Origin of the sequence: Chitinophaga rupis (genome assembly GCF_900109685.1) — a bacterium.
GTDB lineage: Bacteria > Bacteroidota > Bacteroidia > Chitinophagales > Chitinophagaceae > Chitinophaga > Chitinophaga rupis.
Genome location: NZ_FOBB01000002.1, coordinates 1,393,096 through 1,413,496, shown reverse-complemented (window position 1 = coordinate 1,413,496; position 20,401 = coordinate 1,393,096). Strand labels below are relative to the sequence as shown.

Sequence of the window (20,401 nt, the reverse complement as noted above, 5' to 3'; positions counted from 1 at the left end):
TACAGTAAATGTTCACTAAAAAAACAAACACCATGAAACATCCAATCCTGAATGCAAACATTAGTAAAGGCCTGCTGGCCGCTGTAATAGCCGCTTGTTTTACTATACAGGCACATGCACAGCAACTGCAAAAAGACACCGCTAAAATGTCTCATAGCAAAATGGGTAAAATGCAGGACAGCAAAATGAGCCCTAAGAAAATGGATAAAATGTCTGATGACAAAAAGATGAGCAAAATGTCTGATGATAAAAAGATGGATAAAATGTCCGGTGGAAAAATGACTAAAAAGCCCGCGGGTAAAATGTAAGCCGTCAACCCAAAACTAACAGACCATGAAAAACTTAACCATGCTGTGTTTTATCCTGCTTTGCTGCGTACAGGTTTTCGCGCAAAGCGGGCTTAAAAGCGGAACTAAAGCACCGGAATTTTCCGGCACCGACAATAGCGGCAAAACAGTGGCGCTGGATCAGCTGCTACAAAAAAACAAAGCAGTTGTATTATTCTTTTACCGCGGGCAATGGTGCCCCTATTGCAACAAGCATATCCAGGAGCTGCAGGATTCCCTGCACCTGCTTACTGCCAAAGGCGCCTATGTAGTCGGCGTAACCCCCGAAACAGCGGATAACATTGATAAAACCATTGAGAAAACACACGCATCTTTTTCCATTATCCAGGATAAAGGTTACCAGATCATGAAAGCATATGATGTAAATTATGTGCTGGACCAAAATACCGTTACCCAATACAAGAACTGGCATGTGGACCTGGAAGAGATCAACGGTAATAAGGACCATGTGCTGCCCGTACCCGCCACGTATATCATAGACAATACCGGTAAGATCACTTTTGTGCAGTTTGATAAAGATTACCGGAAACGGGCTTCTGTTGCAGACCTGCTGCATGCGCTGCCCTAGATCCTGAAACATTTACGGCAATAACAGCTGCCTGTTTTGCATACCCGCAAAGCAGGGCAGGAAAAGTATGCCTTACACTTTAATCATCATAACAATCACCTAAAAAACTACCTGCATATGAACACCTTTAAAAAACTACACTACTGGCCGGCCATTGCGCTGCTGCCCTTTGCTTTTATAGCCTGCAATAAAGACGATGATCATAATCCGCCTGCTGATAAAAAAACAACCATCACGGTGGAAAATGTTTTGAAATCACAGCCGCTGGTGGAATCCGGCACCTTCAAGGGCACCGGTACACCGCCGGTAATACTCCCCGGCCAGTCTGTATCCATCCAGTTCTCAGCCGCAAAAGGGGAGGCGCTCACCTTTGCCACCATGTACGGCTGGTCTAACGATCTGTTTTTTGCACCTGCTAACCCGGGCATTGCAGTATATGACATGAAGGGTATGCCCATTGAAGGCGACGTATCTTCCCAGATAAAGCTTTGGGATAACGGTACCCGCATTAATCAAAAACCCGGCGCCACGGTAAATCATCCCGGCACAGCCGATACAAAGAATATTACAGAAGTAAAGGGCGTGGATGCACAGGGCAATACCTACCTGGATGCTTCCAAGCTGGTAAAGGCCACCTTGAAATATAATGGTAATTCCATGTTCACCTTAACGCTGCAAAATACCTCCGGCGGCACCGCTAATGAAACGCCCCTGAGCCCGGGTGTTTGGGCAGTATCCTACATTGTGGGCGGTAACCTGCTGAATGGAGCCCCCCTGTATACCAGCGGCCAGCCTACGGCTAATGGCTTAACCAATATTGCGGAAATGGGCGATAATGCAGCATTGTATAATTATATAAAAGGCATTACCGGCATTTTTACGCCGCTTTCACCCATACTGGTAGTGGTGTACAACGGCATCGACAATCCCATTTACAAAACCGGCGAAAATGACCGTGGGCAAGGGTTACGGCCGTTAGCCCAGCAAGGTAATGCCGACACGCTGGCTGCTGCGCTAAAAGGCATGAAAGGAGTAAAGGCAGTATATGTATTGCCCGCACCCAGCACCAAAGTACTGTTGCCCGTAATTAACGGACAGGCAGGCGGCAAAGTTTCACAGGAGCTCACCGTGGGCAGTGGCGATCGTATAGCAATAGCCACTATGTATGGTTTCTCTAACGACTGGTTCTTTGCATCTGCAGGTAATGGGGTAGATGCTATGCAGAAAGGCGATATCTCCACCAGCATACAATTATATGATGATGGTACTGCTGTGGATCAATTCCCCGGCGCCGGTATTACCCAGTTTAACCTGGCCGGAACACCGCTGCAGGAAAGCAAGCCCATTGCAGCCGTACCTAATCCCAATGCGTTTACCACGCTGCCTGCCATACAGGATATTATTCACGTAACACTTCAGTAGGTAGTATAATATAGACACAGTTAACCAACCAGCCGGTGCCTGCCTGTAATGGGCCGGTACCGGTTTTTTTGTGGATGCTGCCAACCATTGCATAGCTATCTTGTTATTACTGGAGGCGTAAAATGTCGGATCCCCCCCTTTTTATGTCGTGTTCACAACCTATATCAATAACTGCTTGCATCTATATTTGTACCTGTAAACATTAAACCTACAGCAAAATGAAAAAGATCAACATCATCTTCTGGATCTCCACTGGCTTGCTCGCCTTACTAATGGGAGTAGGCTCTATTTCCAACGTGCTGAAACAACCTGAAGCCGTTGCCCTGTTCCAGCATTTAGGGTACCCCGTTTATTTATTACCCTTTTTAGGTGTAGCAAAGATATTAGGCGTTATTACCATTCTTGTACCGGGTTTTCCGCGGTTAAAGGAATGGGCTTATGCCGGTTTAACCTTTGACCTGGCAGGCGCAATGTACTCCGGCATTTGTGTGGATGGCGCCGGACCGGCTGTGCTGGTATTCCTGGTAGGCTTTGGCCTCATTGCCCTTTCCTACATTTACCATCACAAAAAACAAAAAGCAGCCCTGCTGAAAGTGATGGCATAGTAACCACAAAAAAGTTTACCCAATGTATACTCCTGTATTCAATATGGTAGAAGTGTTTAAGACCAATGTACAGCAGGCAGCGCATGCAGAAAAGCTGGTAAGCGTACTGCACCAGCATTTCCCTGGCAACAAAGTAAATTTTGACCTGGAAGATTGTGACCGCATACTGCGCGTGGAAGGACAATCATTTGCCGCAGAAAAGATACAAACACTGGTAACTGCATATGGCTTTACCTGCCATGTGCTGGAATAGCTCCGGCTTTCCAGGCACGGTATAATGCCGGCATACAATGCCCGCAGGGGCGGTAACCGGCAGCTATTGCCTCCTGTTCTGTAGCAAAAAAGGTCCGGTTGGCCGCTTTCATTTGTTTGCCGGAAACACAGGAAAGCAGTCCGTAAATACGCAGCTTTTTATTTCCGCCAAACCTGATATTCCCGCTGCGTATCAGCGACCGGACCTTTTTATCACTTAGCTGCACATGCGCCATCATATCCCATCAGGTTTGCGCATCATGAAATATAATTCCCAGCGTATAGCGCTGTCCGTTATGCAGGGGGCTTACGCCATGTTTCATATTTACCCGGTAATATCCCTTACTGCCTTTTACCGGTCTGAAGTTGGTGGTGAACAGCAGCATATCGCCCCGCCGGGGCTGCAGCACATTAGCTTTGGACTGCGCCCTGGGTATTTGCTCCGTAAGCACAAACTCGCCGCCCGTATAATCTTCACCGGCTTCATTCAGAAATAATACGGCCTGCATAGGAAAATATACATCTCCATACAGGTCCTGGTGCAGGGTATTAAAACCGCCTTCGCCATATTTAAGGATAAGAATGGTGGGCTGCATTTGCCCGTGCTCCTTACAAAGCGCCTGTAAGGCGGTATGGGCAGCGGGAAAGGTTTGTGGAATGTTCAGTACCTCCATCCATTTATTGGCAATGGGCACCAGGTACGGATATACGGTTTGGCGGATGGTGGTGATCAGATCGGGCAGGGGATAGCGGAAATATTTATATTCTCCTTTACCAAAGCGGTAGCGCTCCATGGTAATGGTTTTGCGGTAGGTGTTATCCGCTTCGTAAGCTTCAATTAAAGTGTCACATTCTTTTTTGTTCAGCACACCCGGTACCAGGGCGTAACCCTGCTCATGCAAATGGGTGGCAGTCCGGGTCCAGTCTTTTGTCTGCAGGCGTTCAATGATCGGTTGCATATGGTAATACTTTCCTGTAAAAGTACCCCAGCCTGTTATTTACGGAAACCCGGATCTTGCGGTTATTACCTTGCTACAGAAACTGCTATATAACGGCCATTAATGTTCATACCTTCCAGCTCCTGCATAGCCCTGCTGGCTTCCGCTTCCTGCAACATTTCTACAAACCCGTACCCGCAGGAGTGGCCTGTAACATTGTTGAAGACCACCTTACAGGAAATAACCCTGCCATAGGCGGAGAAGATCTTTTGCAGCACAGCAGCAGTGGTATGTGACATTAAATTGGAAACACGCAGATTCATAAAAGTGGAAGTTTATAAATGATTTGAATTATGGGGTGTTTTTAACAGCTAAAGATTAGATGTAAATGAAGAATTTTATAACCAGGCGATGAAGATACTGAAAATTATATTAACTACCTCATAACATAGGTCAAATATACCATATATCTGCATTTTTCAGGGATATATACACCGTATCGCCGGGTTTAGCGGAGGTATGCATGGTTTTAAGGGTAATATTATCTTTAGGTAAAGCCACTTCCAGTTCATAATAACCGCCATAGAACGTAACGGTATTTACTTTCCCCTTAATGGTTTTATCATTATTCCCGGTATGGAGCACAAGATCCTCCGGGCGTACCAAAAGCAGTTTTCCTTTGGGCGGCGGACCGGCCACCAAGGTCTTTGCAGTGGCGCTTTCCAGCAGGTTATATTTACCCAGCAAACCTGCCGCATAGGTATTTAGCGGCTGGTAATACACCTGTTGCGGGGCGCCCTGCTGCACAATTACGCCATCTTTCATGAGCATCACCTCATCTGCCCAGGAAAGTATATCCTGCGGATCATGGGAAATGAGCATACAGGTAATGTTCATCTCTTCCCCAATGTCCCGGATCACGGTTTTCAGCAGGTTCTTATGGATCATGTCCAGGTTGGAGTAGGGCTCATCCAGCAGCAGCAGCTGCGGGGCTGTGCCCAGTAAGCGCGCCAGGGCAATCCGCTGCTTTTCCCCGCCGGAGAGCTGGTCTGTACGTCGCTGCAGCAAATGTGTAATACGGCAAATATCATAGATCTCTTTGGCCGCTTCCGGCTCCAGCAGGTTCACCCGTTCCAGCACTTCCGCCACACTGTAGTTATTCCGCAGCTCAAAATGCTGGGAAAGGTAGGCTATGCGCGGGTGCCCGGGCAGCAATACCTCATGCGGACCCTTCACCCGCTGGCCTTCAAACAGCACCGTGCCTTCATCTACCGGCACCAGGCCTGCTATCATTTTCAGCAGGGTGCTTTTACCGGAGCCGGTTTCCCCGGCAATAGCTATTTTATGAAAAGGTTGTAATGTGAAGCTGACATCGTTTACTACCAGCGCACCCTGTTGTTGTTTACGGAGATTTAATACCGTTAAAAAGCTCATAATTACCTTCTTTCATCATACACGCCCACTTCCGCAATACGGGGAGCTTTGTTAAACTGGTCTATTGTAATGCGCACCTTACCGCCCCATACACGGTCAAAACGGTGGATCTTTACCCGGCTTTTGTTGTCGCCGGTGAACAGTGGTTTCCAAACGCCATTCTGGAAATATTCTGCATGGTATTTAGTAATGGAGGGTTCAGCTTCCGTAATGGTAATGGCATTAAAGGGCTTATCGCGGTCCAGCACCACTTCCCACCAGGGCTGTTTTACCGTAGTGTTGGAGGTCCAGGATGTGGTGAAATCATCGTCATTGGCAAAGTCCATAATGTTCATATCATCGCTCCAGCTGGAATTGGCAGGCTGGTGTTTGGCTATGTTGGAAGATATAATGGGCGCTTCGCCCTCCGGCAGCTTTGCCACCGGGCCTTCATTTTTCCATTGTTTGCCAATGGCCTGCAAAGCTTGCAGCGCATTATCGTCTATCAGCCCATCCCGGTTAGGCGCTACGTTTAAAATAAAGTTGCACCAGGCATTGTTAAAAGGCACAATGTCATCATTCACCAGCATCTTCGGATCTTTTACCGGGTCTTTCGGGAAAGTGGTTTTCCAGAACCATGCTTTATTAACAGGCAGGCACGAAAGGGCCGGCAGGCGGTTGTTTTCCTTGGATATATGCTGGCCTGCGCCCTGCTCATAAGATTTAATGTCGGTATACATCAGCGCTTCTGCCGGGTATTTGGCGGAGTTCAGGTCCATCACCAGGCAATTGGGCTGCAGGGTTTTAATAAGGGTGTAGATCTCTTCAAAGGGCACTGCATCGTAAGAGATCCTTGACCAGGGCGCATCCCAGCCGTCTATGATCAAAGCGGTGATTTCCCCGTAGTTGCTGAGCAGCTCTGTAAGCTGCGCCTTGATCATCTCTACCTGCTGGCGGGTAATAAAACCCGGGCGTATCTTATGATGCGTATCCAGGATGGAATAATACAGGAATGTTTTTAACCCCTTTGCACGGAAAGCATTCACATATTCCCGTACCACATCCTTTTTAAAAGGGCTGTGCATTACATTATAATCGGTGGTTTTGGTATCCCAGATGCAAAATCCGCTATGATGCTTGGTGGTTAAGCAGCCATAGCTCATATTGGCCGACTTTGCAGCGGCTGCCCATTGGTTACAGTCCAGCTTTTTAGGATCAAACAGGGCAGGGGAGGCCTCGGGATCTGCCCAGTCCTGGTCCATGAACGTAGGAATGTTAAAGTGAATGAACATGCCAAAACGCAGGTCCACAAATTGTTGCTGTAAATCGTGTAAGGGTACCCGTGAGGCAGTGGTTGACTGTGCCTTTGCCAGTACGGATATACAACAGCAAACAAAAATCCCGAAAAGCCTGTTCATTAATAGCGGTTTGAAGTGATGGGGCTAAAATTATATATTTGCCAACAATTTGCAAATAAAACGTCCGCTTATATATGAAAGCCGTTAAACCATCCTATGTTGTATTGCTTGTTTTGCTGAGTTGTTTTTCCTTTTGCTCACCGCTTATTTCCCGTTACAATGAATATGCTTACCAGCAAACCACCGCGCTGAAAGTAGATGTGCTGAAGGCCATGGACCTGGGAGTGGACAGCTTTTCCCTGCATAAGGATGCGCTTTCCGAATTGCAGACCAAAATTGACAAGGCCTATGAATACGAGGTGCACCGGCCCAATAATAAGATCACCCTGGAAATGTGGAATACCATGAAAGATCCCGGTAAGCACCTGTTAGGCGGTTATTTCAAATACTGGCAGGATCATGCTGTGCTCAGTAAACCCTTTATTGAAGAAGCGAAAGTACAAGTAGGTGCAGCGTTTGACAAGATTGCTGAACTGGAAAGCGGAAAAATTAAGAATTAATAATTAACAATTAATAATCATGGCCACCGCTTTTTCAATAGAAAAAATTCCTTCATGTGCAGCCTTGTTCATTCTTAATTAAAACAGCCTCCGCGTACAACCTATTAATTATTCATTCTTAATTATTAATTACAAAGCGATGAACTTTGACGAAATATTCGATAAACTTATAAAAGATATTACTACACTCGCCAAATCTACCGTTAAGAACTATTCTGAAGCGGCGGTGAAGGATGGAAAGCAGTTCATACAGGAATCTGAAGAAAAGCTTAAACGCTGGACCCTGCTGCTGGCCAGCAAACAGCTGACCACCGAAGATTTTGAATGGCTGGTAATGAGCCAGAAAGACCTGGCCCAAATGGAGGCGCTTAAACAAAGCGGCCTGGCCCTGGCCCGTATAGATGCATTCCGCATGAGCATGCTCAACCTCATTATTGATACGGTTTTCAGCATTATTAAAATATAGCAGGAAGGGGCAGGAATTTTGGGCGTTTACAACGAGTTAACTTTTTATTTAATTTATTACTGTTAACTTCCTGCTAGTAAAGCCATATGCTATGGAATTTATGATCACCCATTACCAGATATCCCCACTGGTGCATGGCATCCGGAAATGCCGGTTTATTTACGCTCTTGACGATGGTACCATTACGGTGGTATGTGTGAATGGAAGAAGGAAAATGCAGGATTTTCTTGCCAATACCGGTGCTATTGAGCTGGAAGAATCAGTGAGCATCTATGAAAAAGCCAATGAAATAAGGCGTATGCTGGGCAAAAAGCCCGAACCAGTTCCGCAGGAAGCGGAAGATTAACAGCCTCCCTGGCTGTCAGGTCATTGTGAATAGGCTTCAAAAGCCTCCAGGTATTTATCAATATAGGCTTGTTTCGTTTTAACCTTATACTGCATCACAAACCTCGGATGTTCCAGGGGAACTATTTTCTCAAAGAATTGCTCCTTTTCATTCAGCGCCTGCAGGAAAGCGGCATTTTTTCCCGTGCCCATACAATAACACACTTTGGTGCTGATGCCAAAGCCAAGCTGCCTGCGCAGGCTGTCCACAATAAGATCGTGCACCGCATTGGTTAAAGCTTTGCTGTCGTAATAGTTATAGTTCACCACCTTATCCTTCCCATTGCCGGCAGTAAACCCCAACGGACATACGGAGCTGATATAAAAGTCCTGGTAAAACGCCTTAACACCACCATAGGCATGTATCACATCATACACAAAAACAGAGGATGGCTCATGCGTTTTAAACCCTTTAACCGGGATACCACATTCCTCCGCCAAACGTTTGGTATCGCTGAAAGGTACGCCGGTAGCGCCGGAGCCCAGCCGGCCCGGGTTAATGCCTAGGATCAGGCGGCGTGTGCGTGTATCATCATAGAACTTTTTATAGAACTGCTGCATTACATCCGCAATAGCAGCCTCCCGGAAGGGGTTCATGATCTGTATGCCGGGCGGTAAGGCCCCTTTAAATTCCAGTGAGCGGTTAAACCGGATCACATGATCCGCAAAAGTTTGCATCCTATAAAACTAATTAATAATTGAGAATGAACAATTAATAATCATGGATGAAGTATTTCAGGTACCATACATGCTACAAAAGTGCTTGTTTATTGAGCGCTACGGCATTTTTATCAACCATAAGCAAACCCTTATGAATATTGAGCTACCCGCTACCTGATCCTTAATTGAACGGCCGGCCTGCAATGGCTCATGACCATTAAGTACCAGCTATACGATTATTAATTCTTAATTATTCATTATTAATTATAGGGCAGCCCTGCTGCAAAACTTCATGTTCATTGAACTCCTGCTATACGATTATTAATTATTAATCATTAATGATTAATTTAATGGTTCAACCAAATCTCCCACCATGCGAACAGAAAAACAACTCCTTAACAGGAGGAATTTCCTCAGGAACACTGCCACCATCGCCACCGGCCTTACCGGCCTCAGTATGCTACCCCTGGGCGGCTGGGCCGCCGGTATTCCTGTATCCAATGTGGAAAACGATATAAACATTATTGGCCCCAAAGCCGGTTATTCCCCACAAATAGGTACCCTGGTATCCATGATGGACTGGATGCGTTTTGTAGTATTGTTATCCGTAAATAAAATGCAAACCACCGACCTGGATTATTTACACGATGCAAAGTCCAACACCATTGGGGCCATGTTATTACACCTGGCCGCCACCGAACGTTTTTACCAGATCCATACCTTTGAAGGTAAAAAATGGGGCGATTGGAGCGAGGACGATAAAAAACGCTGGGCAATTGCCTCTGAGCTGGGCGAACCTGCCCGGGAAGCCATTAAAGGCCATGACCTGAACTATTACCTGGATACCCTGAAAGAAGTACGGCAGCATACCCTGGATGAATTTAAAAAACGCGATGATAAATGGCTGATGACCGTAGATAAAGACTGGCCCTGGGGCCCCACCAATAACTATTGTAAATGGTTTCATGTGTGCGAGCATGAATCTAATCATAACGGGCAAATTAAGTGGATTGCCGGCCGCCTGCCCGGCGCCAAGCCCCATGAAGGATGATGGAATGTAAAATGATAAAGTAAATGCCGCGGTACTTTTACGTTTAAGATTTAAATTTTGCATTTCTTCGTAATGCATTAATACTTTTACATTTAAGATTTGAAGTTTTACATTTTACATTTCTAAATTTTATCCCTGATGGAAGTTGAATTAACGGCAGGCCCGGGCTCCAGAGTACAACATGCCCGTTACGGCCCCGGGGTAATTATCGGCGTAAAATATGCCCAGTACGTGGTAACCTTCATAAACAGCGGTATAGAAGAAATAGACAAAACCGATCCGCTGTTTGAAGTGCTCTATGCCGAAAACCAGACCACAGAGCTGGAAACCACCTCCGATGTGGAAAAGTCGCTGTTAAAGATCCTGCGCCTCTGGGGCGGCTTTTCTGAAATAGTGCCCATTGGCGACCGCTGGTCTAAAGGCACCCTGATCCTGCAACCTGCAGATACTACCCTAAAGCCCAAGGAAATACCATTGGAAGCGTTCTTTCACAAGATCGTAATGGTGCGCGACCGCCTGCGGGTGCTGGAACAGCAGATCAACAGCCACAAGCTGCTCAGCGATGACGATAAGGTGAACATGCAGCAATATATTACCCGCATTTATGGCTCCCTCACCACCTTTAATGTATTGTTCCGGGATAAGGAACACTGGTTTACAGGTGAAAAGGGAGAATAAGTAAAAAGTTAAAAAGCAAAAATTAGAAAAGTCCACGGTCCGCAACATAGTGCGTGGGAAAGATCAAAAGTTAAAAATTAAAAGTGGCAATAGTGGGTATTTACCATTATTGCCATATTTTTACATGTCGTAAAATTTTTTAATTTTTACTTTTTAACTTTTAATTTTTCTAAGTGCGACCATATACCTCACTGAACCGCCGCAAAGGGCTGTTACTTGCCTTTGTGTGCTTACTGCCCGTGGCCCTGTGGGCACAAACCGCACATCCGCCCAGGGATTCCACCGGTTACCAGAACAGGGAACGCCCCGGTTTTGCAGACAGCATTCTCCAGAAAATAGAAAAGGTGCAGCAAACCCTTACCCGTATCAACAATGTTACGGAAGATGGTTTTAACACCGCCGAAATTGAGCAGGACCTGCCGGACATCCAATCCAACATCCAGATCATAAAGGAAAATCTCTCGGTATACAGCAGTGTGCTCAACATCAAAAACCTGCTCACCTTCCAGGTGCTTATGGGCGATATGCAGCAGCGCCTGGATGGCTGGCGTACTTCCTTGTTTAAGTACAACCGCCAGTTAGTGACCATGCAAATGGAAATGCGTGGTTTTGCCAAAGATGAGGTAATGCAGCAGCTGCGTAAAGACAGCCTGCTGCAAAAGCTTTACCTGGATGAAATAGCCGATATTAAAAAGAACTGGAAGCTGGCGCGGCGCTCCGCCAAAGCCAACCAAACGCGTATTACACAGCTGCAGGCCAATGTATCAAAAAGTTATTTTGTGCTGATAGAGCTGCAGGATGAGGTGCGCGACCGCATCCGCCAGTCCGGGATGCAATCATTCGGCAAAGAGTATAACTACCTGTGGGAGGTAGCGGATAGTAACAAAGCCGATGTGCAGGTAATGGCCCTGGCGCGTAAATCATACGCCGGGCAGCGCAAAATGCTGGGGTATTATTTCCGGGCGCATAGGGATAACTGGCTCTGGTTAATATTGATAGCCCTGGTATATTTCAGCTGGGTGTTTAACGCCTTCCGTAAAATACGCCGTGCCGGGCAGCAGCAGGTAATAGCAGAAGCGGCATTTAAATATATTAAGCCCATACCTGTGCTGGCCGCGCTGGTAGTAGCGCTAAGCATGGCGCCGTTCTTTGATCTGCGGCCGCCTTCCGCCTATGTGGAGATGATGCAGTTCTTCCTGCTGCTTACGCTCACCATCCTTTTCCTGCGCCGCTGGCCTAAACGCCTGTTCTACTGCTGGGTGGCCATTGTGATCTTTTACCTGCTGTATTCTTTTACCAATGCCATTATCACGCCCAGGCTGTCTACCCGTATAGCTTTGCTGGTGCTGAATGTAGCCTCCGTATTGTTCGGGTGGCTGTTCCTGCCCCGCATCCGGGAGGAGCTGCCTATGAAAAAGTTCATCCGCATTGTGTCTTTCATTTACATAGGACTAAACCTGCTGGCTGCTTTCTGTAACCTGTTTGGCCGCATCAGCATGGCCAAAGTGTTTGGAACCGCTTCCATCTACAGCCTTATACAGATCATTGGCCTTGCAGTGTTTATACAAATGATCACTGAAGCGTTTTATGTGCAAATGCTAAGCAGCCGCGTAACAGCCGATACCAAAAGTCTGCTGAACTATGAGCGTATCCAGGGTAAGCTTAGCAAGCTGCTGTCTGTTGGGGTGGTTATTTGCTGGCTCATTATCTTTACCACCAACCTTAATTTATATGATTTTCTGCTGCAGGGTATTTTGCACCTGCTGAATGAGCCCCGCAGAATAGGCAGCACCCGCTTTACCTTCGGCAGTATGGTTATGCTGGTGTTTATCCTGTACGTAGCCAACGTATTGCAGAAATACATCGGTTATTTCTTTGGGGAAACGGAAGATGGTTTCAGCGGGGAAATTACCCGCAAAGGCTCCCGCCTGGTAATGATCCGTTTATGCGTAATAGTATGTGGCTTTTTACTGGCCATTGCCGCCACCGGGCTGCCCATAGATAAGATCACCATTGTGCTGGGCGCCCTGGGTGTGGGTATTGGTCTGGGCTTGCAGGATATTGTGAACAACCTCATTTCCGGTATCATTCTCATTTTTGAACGGCCGCTGCAGCTGGGTGATTACGTGGAAATATCCGACAAAAAAGGACGGGTAAAAGATATTGGCATCCGTGCCAGCCGCCTGCTTACCACCGATGGGGCAGAAGTGGTGGTACCTAACGGTCAGCTGCTGTCCGGCCAGCTCACCAACTGGACGCTCACCAATGATCACATCCGTATTGAGCTGCCGGTTACCATCAGCCCCACGGAAAAGCTGCCTGCCGCGCAGGAAGCCATTCAGCAAACCATCCAGGCACATGGGCAGGTAATGCACAAAATGCCTGTTGATATCCTGTTCACACACGTCAATGATAAGGAATGCGGGCTGCGCGTATTATGCTGGATCAGCAATATTGCCAATGAACATAAAGTCAAAAGTGAGCTGCTGCTGCAGGTATACCAGGCGCTGAAGGGTGCAGGTATAGCGGTGGGGTAGTAGGGAGCTGAAAGCGCAAAGCATAAAGCAGAAAGCTTAATGCGTACTGCAGGGCTAAAAATATAAAACAAAAAGCTGAAAGCAAGGGGAACTCATCCGCTCCAATGCTTTCAGCTTTCTGCTTTATCCTTTCTGCTTTACGCTTTATGCTAAAAACAAAAGCTGAAAACATGGGAACTCATCCGCTCCAATGCTTTCAGCTTTCAGCTTTCTGCTTTATCCTTTCTGCTTTATCCTTTATGCTTTACGCTTTGTGCTAAAAACAAAAGCTGAAAACATGGGAACTCATCCGCTCCAATGCTTTCAGCTTCTGCTTTGCGCTTTATGCTTTCTGCTTACGCTATACCCTTTTTAATTTTTTCCTTTTACTTTTTACTTTTTACGCCTGCGCCAGCACCGGCCTTTCGCCCAATGCTTTCATTAAACGGAAATGCGATCTTACAGCCTCCATCATAGTAGGAATGCTGTTATAAGGCAGGCCATATTCATCACATTTAGCCTTTACTATTTTACTGATAGCAGGGTAGTGTACATGGCTGATGCGGGGAAATAAATGGTGTTCTATCTGGTAGTTCAGTCCGCCGGCAAACCAGGAAACTACCTTGCTGCCAGGCGCAAAATTAGCCGTAGTTTTTATCTGGTGAATAGCCCACTCGTTCTCAATCACTTTATCTTCATTCGCTACGGTCTCAAATTCAGTTTCCTCTACCACATGCGCCAGCTGGAATACAATAGACAGGGTAAAGCCCATTACTGCATGCATCACTAAAAAGCCTACCAGCCAGGCCTGCGTGCCCACCAGTAAAATGGGGATCAGTATATAAAATATCAGGTACAATACTTTGCTGGTCCAGAAAATAATGTGGTCATTCAGCTTCATGGGCTGCAGCGGCGTTTTATATACTTTACGGCTCAGGTATTTTATAAAATCTGTGAGGAACACCCACAGGATAGAGGAAAGACTGTAGATAAGCGGCAGGTAAATATGCTGCACGCGGTGCATAGGTACCCAGCGCTGAGTGCTGCACTGGCGGATCACCGGGCTTTTGGCAATATCATCATCCACGCCGTCCACATTCGTGTACGTATGGTGTATAACGTTATGTTTCTGTTTCCAGATAAAGGCATTACTGCCCAGTGCATTTAAGGTAAGGCCCAGTACTTCATTTACCCAGGGTTTGCGGGAATAGCTGCCGTGGCAGGCATCGTGCATCACGTTAAAACCAATACAGGCCAGCACAAAACCTAATACACCACTTATTAAAATACCCGCTAAGGCCGGCATCGTCACAAACAGCAGCATCAGGTACAATCCAATAGCGCCGGGGATCAATACAGCCGTTTTAATATACAGGCGCCTGTTACCTGTTTTTTTAATGTTATTTTCCTTGAAATACACTTCAATGGCTGCTTTCAATGATTGAAAAAAGAAAGCATTCTTGTTATTAAAAGTGACTTTTGCCATGTTGAATTATGGATATATTTTATTTAGTTCGGACAATCAAAGAATGTGTGGCAGTTGAAGATTCACTGAGAAGGGAATATTAAGTGTAAACGCAATTCAGCCAAAGTTTAGTGCCTATATCTGCAACTAAGATAGTCATTTCTATGTTAAAAAAAACACAACTATGTTATGTGCGTGTTATTTAAGGGAAGAGATTGTAATACAGAAGAATATATTTGGTTTATTCAATGCTTAAGACTATCTTGCACCTTTATAAGTTTTTAAATTTTACAAATGAACACAAAATTCCAAGGAACTGTAAAGTTCTTTAACGAGACAAAAGGCTTCGGCTTCATTAAACATGATGAGTCCAACAAAGAAACTTTTGTACACGTAAATGGTCTCGTACACGAGATCCAAGCCGACGACCGCGTTGAATTTGAGCTGCAGGAAGGCAGAAAAGGTATGAATGCTGTTAATGTTAAACGCATAGACTAAGACTAATCTCTTTTTTTATACCTGTAAAAAAGGTCCTGGTGAACACCGGGACCTTTTTTTTTGCTTTAAAACTGCAGCCGGTACAGGAAATCCGGGAAAAAACCGATCTGGTACGCCGTACCCACCGCATTTTTAGCCGTATTATACCGCTGCGTCAGCACATTCTCATTGTTCGTAAGGTTTTGCAGATCCAGGTAAAAGGTGTGGGATAATTTACGTTTGGCGCTGTTCAGCCGTAACCCCAGCCGTGTATCCAGTCGGAAATAATTGCTCAGGCGTTCGCTGTTGTAACGGGTTTCATCCAGCTTTTCCTCATCTGCAGCCAGTGATGCGGCCAGGTCAACCGGCGTATAATAACGCCCGCCTGAAAATGCGGCTTTCACATCCAGCGTAAAAGCATTACGGCCATTGCGGCCTGTTTTCCATTCCCTTCCGGCCAGCACATTAAACACCGCGCGGTTATTGAATGCAGTATTGCGCTCAATACCATCGCTGCCTTTATAACGCGCATCAAAAATGGAGGCCGTTGTTAACAGGTAAGTGCCTTTGCCAAAGAATTTTTCCAGCGTCAGCTCTAGCCCCCGGTTACTGCCGGTACCCTCATTTACCAGGTTGGTTTTTTCAGGAAATGCAAAATCAATACCTATGTTCAGCATAGAGAACCCGCTGGGCGTACGTTCTATTGGTACATTATACAGGCGCTGGTAGTAAGCCTCTGCTTTCAAACGCCAGCTGGGTGCAAAACGCCAGTCGTATCCCAGTACGTAATGCTGCGCCTTTGTAAAGTCCAGTTCCCGGTTTGATTGATTGTAACCACTTTCACCGGGCATCCGCTCCTGGTATAAATAAACCGGCAAAGGCTGCAGCTGGCTATGCATACCGTAGCTGAAGCTAATGGTTTGCCGCGGCGCCACATCATAGCTCAGGGATGCCCGCGGTTCTATATTATAGGTATCATTTAATCCATAATAAATGCCATGCAGGCCGGCCGTAAGGGCCAGCTTGTCCGTAAAGCGGTAACGGGCCTGCACAAACGGCTGCAGCAGCAGGGAAGATCCGTTGTAGTTACGCAGGTCGGCCCAATCCGGTTTGTTATAACGGTCACGGGTATACATATCTGCACCCAGCACCTCTGCCAGCACACCACCCCGTATGGATAAACGCACATTCACCTTCGAGTTCACGTAGGAAGAAAGCCGCCAGGAGTTGTTAGTGGTGCCCTGGTCAAACACAAAGGTCCTGGTATCCAGGGAATCATACCACTTATATGTTTTTACCGAATACCTGGAATAAGCGTAGGAGAGCACGGTACGTATATACGTGCGCGTGCCCAGGTCTATGGTATGTTTCAGCCCCAGCACGCCAAAGCGGGAGCGGGGATACCGGTCCTCGTCGGTGTTGGAAAAAAAGTCGGTGGAATCTATTTCCTTACCAATAAAATCAATGCTGCTCATGCCGCCCAGCCCAAACAGGCTTAAGGTGCCCAGCTTGCCCGGCGCCAATTTGATGTTAAATACCAGGTCCTGGTAATTAGGCGTAGCAGTGGTGAGTGAGTTAAATCCCAGCGATTGGGCAATGCTGGTAAAGGAATAGCGGTAACCTACCAGGAAAGAGGCTCCGTTCTTCTTTTTATTTAAAGGCCCTTCCAGCATGGCTTCCAGGCCGCTTAAAAAATTCAGCTGCAGCGTTTTTTCAAAGCGGTCCTTATTACCTTCCCGCAGGGCAATATCAAATACAGCGCCGGTTACGTTACCATATTCCGCGGAGAAAGCACCGGTATAAAAGTCGGAGTTCTTAAGCGCGTTGGTGTTTAATGCGCTAACCGGCCCGCTGGCATTGCCGGCCACTGCAAAGTGGTTAGGGTTGGGAATGGGAATACCTTCCATGCGCCATAACACGGCGGTAGGAGCATTACCCCGCACTACAATATCATTGCGGGAATCATCGGTAGTGGCTACGCCGGCAAAGTTGGTCACCAGCCGTGCAGGATCATTACGGCCGCCGGAATAACGCATTACCTCTTCCATGCTGAAAGAGCGGGAGCTTACGCTGGCAAATTCATTGCTGGCCGCGCCTTTGTTCACCTTTTGCGCAGTAACCGTTACATCTTTCAGGGCGCTGATGCTTTCTTCCATATTTACATCCAGCACCACCTCCTTACCGGCCGTTACCAGCACTTCCGGTATCAGGGACGGTTTGTAGCCCATGTACTGAAAGGCTACCTGCTGCCGCCCTATGGGCACATTGTGCAGCACATAACGGCCGTTGGCATCGGTGAATGTACCGATCTGCGTACCGGGAACAGCCACCGTGGCATGTACCAGCGGCCTTTCAGATGTTTTGTCCTTTACAGTACCTTTAATAGTTTGCAGGTTGCTTTGTGCAGCGGCTTGCAGTGTAATGCCGGTGAGCAGCAGAAACAGAAGGGATTTGTGCATAATAGGTTAATTGATATGCACCAAAATTGCAAACCGGGGCCAGCGTTTAAAAATAAAGTATATCTATCAGCTGAATGTTGCGATGCACTGACCGGTTTTGTAGATAAGCGCCAACGCTTCTTCCTCATGCTGTAATAAAGCCTGCAGCTCCTGCAAAGACAGGTCGTAGCTGGGCGCTGCAATAAAATGCAGGGGCGCCAGGTTGTTATACACCTCAGTAAAAATAATGCCTGCCCGCTGTAAATGATATTCAGACGTGATCACCGTTACACGGGCCGGTTGCAGCGCGCTCACAACAGGTTTTGACAGCAGCGCATCCTCCACTGTATTCCGGCTATCCACACCGCTAAGTATTTGCGAAGCCGGTACTCCTTTGCCAATAAGGTATTGCTGCCCGTACCAGGCATGCGGTTTATTGGAAGTATTAAAATGCGGGCCATAACCACCGGTAAGCAATATGGTATGCTGCTGCGGATGGAACAACGCATAACAGGCATCCAGCCGGCTCAGGGCCACCGCACTCAGTAAGCCTTCCGGCGAATTAGGGGCGCCCAATACTATTAGTAGTTCGGTATTCATATGTACATCAATCAGGTAATAATTAATACTGAATAATTAAGAATTAATAATCGTATTGCAGGTAGTTTAATGATCAGGAGGTTTTGCGGTATAGCCGGCACTTGAAATATTTCGTCCATGATTATTAATTATTCATTCTTAATTATTAATTAAAAAAGGGCCAACAACGAATGCCGGCCCTGTCTATTTAAACCTACAACTGACTTTGTTATGTTCATTTCACTTTCCATTGCACAATTACCTTATGATTATTAATTAAAATTGCATTATTGCCGCTTACTGTAAAACTAAAATCGACACACACCCACAATCCTGCGACGTTTGCGCTTCCTGTGCAGACCAGCTGAAAAACATCGTATTCATTGAGCTACCTGCGTCCGATATTATTAATTCTTAATTATTCATTCTTAATTATTTCAGGTTCTGCGGACCAATAATATTAAACAGCTCCTCCCGGTGCGAATCACTGACCGGTATAATATGCCGCCCGATATAGATCCGGTTCTTGCGGATAGCAAAGATCTTATCTACCGCTACAATGTATGACTTGTGCACCCGCACAAAACGCCCGGCCGGTAAGCGGTCCATCAGTACCTTAATAGGCAGCCGGGTTACCAGCGGTTTTTCTTCATTGCAGCAATAGATCTTTATATAATCTTTCCAGCCTTCAATATGGCTGATCTCACTCACCACCACTTTTACCAGGTTATATTCCACGTTCACAAAAAAGTAATCTGTGTTAGGCTCCTGCTGCGGGGCTGCAGCTGGGGTAGCATTTTTCAGCGCATGGTACTCGGCTGCTTTGTTCACCGCTTTCAGGAAACGGTCAAAAGGCACCGGTTTTATCAGGTAGTCCAGCACATCCAGCTCAAAACCTTCCAGCGCATATTTCTTATACGCAGTAATAAAGATCACCATGGGCCGGTGGGCGAGGCTTTGTACAAACTGTGTACCGGTAAGCCCCGGCATTTGTATGTCCAGGAAAATAAGGTCCACCGGTTCTTTGAGCATTATGCTCATCGCTTCGTAGGCATTGCTGCAACGGCCCGCCAGCTGCAGGAAAGGCACCCGCCGGATGTTATCTTCCAGCAAATCCAGCGACAGCAGCTCATCATCCACTGCAAGACATTTAATCATGTAGTTTGAAGTTGAATTTTCAGAGAAGCGTTAAACCAATGTCCGTTCTGCACGGCAGTGATCTCATGCCGGTCAGGGTACAGCAATTTCAGGCGCCGTACCAGGTTGGCCAGTCCTATACCGGCTACTCTGTCTTTTACCTCGTTCGTCCGGCAATTAAATTTATTCTTCACATCCAGGGAAAGCTTGTCCTCATTTACGTGCAGGGCTATATTAATTTCCGGTTCTTCTATCAGGCCAATACCATGTTTAAATGCATTTTCAATTAAGGGTATCAGCAGCATAGGCTCTATATAACGCTCGGTAGCCGGTGGCTGCATGCTCAGTAATATCTGTACCTGGTTGCCGAAACGCAGTGTTTGCAGGTCAATATAGCTTTGCAGGTAATTCATCTCCTTACTCAGGCTTACTTTTTCCATGTCTGACTCATAGAGCATATAATGCATCAGGTTAGAAAGCTCTATCAGCGCTGGTTCCAGCTTGTCGGACTTTTTTCGGGCCAGGGCCACCATGCTGTTCAGCGTATTAAACATAAAATGCGGGCTTACCTGCGAGCGCAGGAAAGAAAGCTCTGTACGCAGCTGCTCTTTCTGCAGGCGCTGGTCCTTGATCATTTTTTCTACGTAGCTATAACCGGTAGCCGTACCCAGGATCATTACGCTCACAAAGAACTTTAAGACCAGTGTGGCCGCCATTTCCTGCGGCTTGCGGTGTTCAAACATTATTGATGTTACAAAATACACAACCAATATCAGCACACACACCGCCACTACCCGCCAGACATAATCCCAGGCGCGCCCGCGCAGTAAATAACGCGGAAACAGCACGTAGGCATTCAGGTAAAAAGCGCCGATATGCATCAGGGTAAAAATTACCCGGGTAGTTTCATAGGGATCCTTGCCGGGATCTGTTTTGGAAGGCAGCACCACCAGCGGAATGCCCAGCGCCAGTATTAATACCAGCAGGTGCCAGAGAATGTAGCTTAACTTTTTGGAAGGCATGGCGTTTAATGAATACTGAAAAATTAATAATGAATAATTAAGAATTAATAATCATATCGCAGGTA

The 20,401-nt window shown here is 46.6% G+C and carries 23 protein-coding genes; 12 read left to right on the top strand and 11 right to left on the bottom strand.

What is annotated here, in order from left to right:
- Positions 1-32 precede the first annotated feature (32 nt).
- From BMZ54_RS12705 to BMZ54_RS12685, 5 genes are all read left to right on the top strand, one after another.
- Positions 33-308: a hypothetical protein gene (locus BMZ54_RS12705; protein ID WP_143080986.1), complete on the top strand. Its 276-nt coding sequence runs from the start codon at positions 33-35 to the stop codon at positions 306-308.
- A gap of 25 nt (positions 309-333) precedes the next feature.
- On the top strand, positions 334-915 hold the full coding sequence (locus BMZ54_RS12700; protein ID WP_089911520.1) for a peroxiredoxin family protein: 582 nt from the start codon (positions 334-336) through the stop codon (positions 913-915).
- A 117-nt stretch (positions 916-1,032) separates the two neighbouring features.
- The gene (locus tag BMZ54_RS12695) at positions 1,033-2,337 is read left to right on the top strand and encodes a spondin domain-containing protein (RefSeq protein WP_089911985.1); all 1,305 of its coding nucleotides are present in this window, start codon (positions 1,033-1,035) and stop codon (positions 2,335-2,337) included.
- Between the two features lie 218 nt (positions 2,338-2,555).
- Positions 2,556-2,942, top strand: coding sequence for a DoxX family protein (locus BMZ54_RS12690; protein WP_089911517.1), 387 nt, complete (start codon positions 2,556-2,558; stop codon positions 2,940-2,942).
- 22 nt (positions 2,943-2,964) lie between these two features.
- Entirely contained in the window at positions 2,965-3,195 is a 231-nt protein-coding gene (locus BMZ54_RS12685) for a hypothetical protein (RefSeq protein ID WP_238386567.1), read from the top strand.
- Here BMZ54_RS12685 and BMZ54_RS12680 read toward each other — a convergent pair.
- From BMZ54_RS12680 to BMZ54_RS12660, 5 genes are all read right to left on the bottom strand, one after another.
- On the bottom strand, positions 3,173-3,433 hold the full coding sequence (locus BMZ54_RS12680; RefSeq protein WP_089911512.1) for an Ada metal-binding domain-containing protein: 261 nt from the start codon (positions 3,431-3,433) through the stop codon (positions 3,173-3,175). The genes BMZ54_RS12685 and BMZ54_RS12680 overlap by 23 nt on opposite strands.
- 6 nt (positions 3,434-3,439) lie before the next feature.
- Positions 3,440-4,153, bottom strand: coding sequence for a 2OG-Fe(II) oxygenase (locus tag BMZ54_RS12675; RefSeq protein WP_089911509.1), 714 nt, complete (start codon positions 4,151-4,153; stop codon positions 3,440-3,442).
- Between the two features lie 65 nt (positions 4,154-4,218).
- The gene (locus BMZ54_RS12670; RefSeq protein ID WP_089911506.1) at positions 4,219-4,455 is read right to left on the bottom strand and encodes an RNA recognition motif domain-containing protein; all 237 of its coding nucleotides are present in this window, start codon (positions 4,453-4,455) and stop codon (positions 4,219-4,221) included.
- A 130-nt stretch (positions 4,456-4,585) separates the two neighbouring features.
- Complete coding sequence (locus BMZ54_RS12665; RefSeq protein WP_089911503.1) at positions 4,586-5,566, bottom strand: ABC transporter ATP-binding protein; 981 nt, start codon at positions 5,564-5,566, stop codon at positions 4,586-4,588.
- 2 nt (positions 5,567-5,568) lie between these two features.
- Entirely contained in the window at positions 5,569-6,963 is a 1,395-nt protein-coding gene (locus tag BMZ54_RS12660; protein ID WP_089911500.1) for an alpha-L-fucosidase, read from the bottom strand.
- A 74-nt stretch (positions 6,964-7,037) separates the two neighbouring features.
- On the opposite strand from BMZ54_RS12660, the gene BMZ54_RS12655 reads away from it, so the two are divergent.
- The 3 genes from BMZ54_RS12655 (at position 7,038) to BMZ54_RS12645 (ending at position 8,275) form a co-directional block, all read left to right on the top strand.
- Positions 7,038-7,463 (top strand): hypothetical protein, encoded by a 426-nt coding sequence (locus BMZ54_RS12655; RefSeq protein ID WP_089911497.1) that lies wholly within the window; start codon positions 7,038-7,040, stop codon positions 7,461-7,463.
- A 139-nt stretch (positions 7,464-7,602) separates the two neighbouring features.
- The gene (locus BMZ54_RS12650; protein ID WP_089911494.1) at positions 7,603-7,929 is read left to right on the top strand and encodes a hypothetical protein; all 327 of its coding nucleotides are present in this window, start codon (positions 7,603-7,605) and stop codon (positions 7,927-7,929) included.
- A gap of 91 nt (positions 7,930-8,020) precedes the next feature.
- Complete coding sequence (locus BMZ54_RS12645) at positions 8,021-8,275, top strand: hypothetical protein (RefSeq protein ID WP_089911491.1); 255 nt, start codon at positions 8,021-8,023, stop codon at positions 8,273-8,275.
- A 20-nt stretch (positions 8,276-8,295) separates the two neighbouring features.
- Here BMZ54_RS12645 and BMZ54_RS12640 read toward each other — a convergent pair whose 3' ends face one another.
- On the bottom strand, positions 8,296-8,991 hold the full coding sequence (locus tag BMZ54_RS12640; protein WP_089911487.1) for a uracil-DNA glycosylase family protein: 696 nt from the start codon (positions 8,989-8,991) through the stop codon (positions 8,296-8,298).
- A 355-nt stretch (positions 8,992-9,346) separates the two neighbouring features.
- On the opposite strand from BMZ54_RS12640, the gene BMZ54_RS12635 reads away from it, so the two are divergent.
- The 3 genes from BMZ54_RS12635 (at position 9,347) to BMZ54_RS12625 (ending at position 13,239) form a co-directional block, all read left to right on the top strand.
- On the top strand, positions 9,347-10,024 hold the full coding sequence (locus BMZ54_RS12635; protein WP_089911484.1) for a DinB family protein: 678 nt from the start codon (positions 9,347-9,349) through the stop codon (positions 10,022-10,024).
- Positions 10,025-10,162: 138 nt separating this feature from the next.
- Entirely contained in the window at positions 10,163-10,702 is a 540-nt protein-coding gene (locus tag BMZ54_RS12630) for a hypothetical protein (RefSeq protein WP_089911481.1), read from the top strand.
- Between the two features lie 173 nt (positions 10,703-10,875).
- Complete coding sequence (locus BMZ54_RS12625) at positions 10,876-13,239, top strand: mechanosensitive ion channel family protein (protein ID WP_089911479.1); 2,364 nt, start codon at positions 10,876-10,878, stop codon at positions 13,237-13,239.
- 379 nt (positions 13,240-13,618) lie between these two features.
- Here the strand turns inward: BMZ54_RS12625 and BMZ54_RS12620 are convergent, their stop codons facing one another.
- A complete protein-coding gene (locus BMZ54_RS12620; protein WP_089911476.1) occupies positions 13,619-14,704 on the bottom strand; it encodes a fatty acid desaturase family protein in 1,086 nt (361 codons plus the stop codon).
- 273 nt (positions 14,705-14,977) lie between these two features.
- On the opposite strand from BMZ54_RS12620, the gene BMZ54_RS12615 reads away from it, so the two are divergent.
- Complete coding sequence (locus BMZ54_RS12615; protein ID WP_089911475.1) at positions 14,978-15,181, top strand: cold-shock protein; 204 nt, start codon at positions 14,978-14,980, stop codon at positions 15,179-15,181.
- 65 nt (positions 15,182-15,246) lie between these two features.
- On the opposite strand, the gene BMZ54_RS12610 is transcribed toward BMZ54_RS12615, so the two are convergent.
- From BMZ54_RS12610 to BMZ54_RS12595, 4 genes are all read right to left on the bottom strand, one after another.
- A complete protein-coding gene (locus BMZ54_RS12610; RefSeq protein ID WP_089911471.1) occupies positions 15,247-17,619 on the bottom strand; it encodes a TonB-dependent receptor in 2,373 nt (790 codons plus the stop codon).
- A gap of 66 nt (positions 17,620-17,685) precedes the next feature.
- Positions 17,686-18,198 carry a YdcF family protein gene (locus tag BMZ54_RS12605; protein WP_089911469.1) on the bottom strand — a complete coding sequence of 171 codons (513 nt, stop codon included), beginning with the start codon at positions 18,196-18,198 and terminating at the stop codon, positions 17,686-17,688.
- A 411-nt stretch (positions 18,199-18,609) separates the two neighbouring features.
- The gene (locus BMZ54_RS12600) at positions 18,610-19,335 is read right to left on the bottom strand and encodes a LytR/AlgR family response regulator transcription factor (RefSeq protein WP_089911466.1); all 726 of its coding nucleotides are present in this window, start codon (positions 19,333-19,335) and stop codon (positions 18,610-18,612) included.
- Entirely contained in the window at positions 19,332-20,336 is a 1,005-nt protein-coding gene (locus BMZ54_RS12595; RefSeq protein WP_089911463.1) for a sensor histidine kinase, read from the bottom strand. The genes BMZ54_RS12600 and BMZ54_RS12595 overlap by 4 nt, the downstream gene beginning before the upstream one ends.
- Positions 20,337-20,401: the final 65 nt, after the last annotated feature.

Excerpts from the sequence above, each read along its gene's own strand:
- BMZ54_RS12630 (WP_089911481.1), top strand. The coding sequence starts at position 10,163 with ATGGAAGTTGAATTAACGGCAGGCCCGGGCTCCAGAGTACAACATGCC.
- BMZ54_RS12605 (WP_089911469.1), bottom strand. The coding sequence starts at position 18,198 with ATGAATACCGAACTACTAATAGTATTGGGCGCCCCTAATTCGCCGGAA.
- BMZ54_RS12665 (WP_089911503.1), bottom strand. The coding sequence starts at position 5,566 with ATGAGCTTTTTAACGGTATTAAATCTCCGTAAACAACAACAGGGTGCG.
- BMZ54_RS12610 (WP_089911471.1), bottom strand. The coding sequence starts at position 17,619 with ATGCACAAATCCCTTCTGTTTCTGCTGCTCACCGGCATTACACTGCAA.
- BMZ54_RS12600 (WP_089911466.1), bottom strand. The coding sequence starts at position 19,335 with ATGATTAAATGTCTTGCAGTGGATGATGAGCTGCTGTCGCTGGATTTG.
- BMZ54_RS12640 (WP_089911487.1), bottom strand. The coding sequence starts at position 8,991 with ATGCAAACTTTTGCGGATCATGTGATCCGGTTTAACCGCTCACTGGAA.
- BMZ54_RS12675 (WP_089911509.1), bottom strand. The coding sequence starts at position 4,153 with ATGCAACCGATCATTGAACGCCTGCAGACAAAAGACTGGACCCGGACT.
- BMZ54_RS12655 (WP_089911497.1), top strand. The coding sequence starts at position 7,038 with ATGAAAGCCGTTAAACCATCCTATGTTGTATTGCTTGTTTTGCTGAGT.
- BMZ54_RS12670 (WP_089911506.1), bottom strand. The coding sequence starts at position 4,455 with ATGAATCTGCGTGTTTCCAATTTAATGTCACATACCACTGCTGCTGTG.
- BMZ54_RS12705 (WP_143080986.1), top strand. The coding sequence starts at position 33 with ATGAAACATCCAATCCTGAATGCAAACATTAGTAAAGGCCTGCTGGCC.
- BMZ54_RS12680 (WP_089911512.1), bottom strand. The coding sequence starts at position 3,433 with ATGATGGCGCATGTGCAGCTAAGTGATAAAAAGGTCCGGTCGCTGATA.
- BMZ54_RS12660 (WP_089911500.1), bottom strand. The coding sequence starts at position 6,963 with ATGAACAGGCTTTTCGGGATTTTTGTTTGCTGTTGTATATCCGTACTG.
- BMZ54_RS12650 (WP_089911494.1), top strand. The coding sequence starts at position 7,603 with ATGAACTTTGACGAAATATTCGATAAACTTATAAAAGATATTACTACA.
- BMZ54_RS12645 (WP_089911491.1), top strand. The coding sequence starts at position 8,021 with ATGGAATTTATGATCACCCATTACCAGATATCCCCACTGGTGCATGGC.
- BMZ54_RS12700 (WP_089911520.1), top strand. The coding sequence starts at position 334 with ATGAAAAACTTAACCATGCTGTGTTTTATCCTGCTTTGCTGCGTACAG.
- BMZ54_RS12620 (WP_089911476.1), bottom strand. The coding sequence starts at position 14,704 with ATGGCAAAAGTCACTTTTAATAACAAGAATGCTTTCTTTTTTCAATCA.
- BMZ54_RS12615 (WP_089911475.1), top strand. The coding sequence starts at position 14,978 with ATGAACACAAAATTCCAAGGAACTGTAAAGTTCTTTAACGAGACAAAA.
- BMZ54_RS12695 (WP_089911985.1), top strand. The coding sequence starts at position 1,033 with ATGAACACCTTTAAAAAACTACACTACTGGCCGGCCATTGCGCTGCTG.
- BMZ54_RS12595 (WP_089911463.1), bottom strand. The coding sequence starts at position 20,336 with ATGCCTTCCAAAAAGTTAAGCTACATTCTCTGGCACCTGCTGGTATTA.
- BMZ54_RS12685 (WP_238386567.1), top strand. The coding sequence starts at position 2,965 with ATGTATACTCCTGTATTCAATATGGTAGAAGTGTTTAAGACCAATGTA.
- BMZ54_RS12635 (WP_089911484.1), top strand. The coding sequence starts at position 9,347 with ATGCGAACAGAAAAACAACTCCTTAACAGGAGGAATTTCCTCAGGAAC.
- BMZ54_RS12690 (WP_089911517.1), top strand. The coding sequence starts at position 2,556 with ATGAAAAAGATCAACATCATCTTCTGGATCTCCACTGGCTTGCTCGCC.